General features: G+C 47.1%; 1 protein-coding gene. It reads right to left on the bottom strand.

Features of this window, described 5'->3' with window-relative positions; genetic code table 11:
- Positions 1 to 186 (bottom strand): LPD1 domain-containing protein (locus H5300_RS27045; protein WP_220503599.1); only part of this gene is annotated, 186 nt, incomplete at its 3' end.
- Positions 187 to 493: the final 307 nt, after the last annotated feature.

The raw sequence follows: 493 nt of genomic DNA on the forward strand, positions 1-493 counted from the left end.
TATAAGTGAGTCCTGGACAAAAGCTTCAAAAGCCCTGGCTAGCATCTCGCTTCTTTCTATCCAGTATTTTCGCGCTCCCTTCTGGCCTGCCAGTTTCTGTGATTGATTGAAATACTTAGTACCAGGGGTGTGAAGCCCAATGGAACGAAAACGTACGCTAAGCTTTTTTCGCCATTGAACGCTCACTTGCCAACTTTTTAGCAACGCCAATTAGGGGTTTTGCGCCCATTTCAGCGAAAAGTCCAATGTAAGCCGTTAGCCCTTTATTTATAAGGGCTTTGGAGGAGAACTGGTTGGGAAAGATCATTAAAGTAGCGAACTTTTTATGTGGGAAGCACAGCTATCACCTTACAGCTCTAGCTCGTCTCTGTCGGATAGGCGGCACCTGTTACCAGGTGCCTCCCTCCTCAGAACCGTACGTGCAACTTTCACTGCATACGGCTCAAGCCTCCACAAAGGCACCGTTAAGCACCCAGTAACAAAATTACCTTTG

The organism is Vibrio sp. SG41-7, from assembly GCF_014164465.1.
GTDB lineage: Bacteria > Pseudomonadota > Gammaproteobacteria > Enterobacterales > Vibrionaceae > Vibrio > Vibrio splendidus.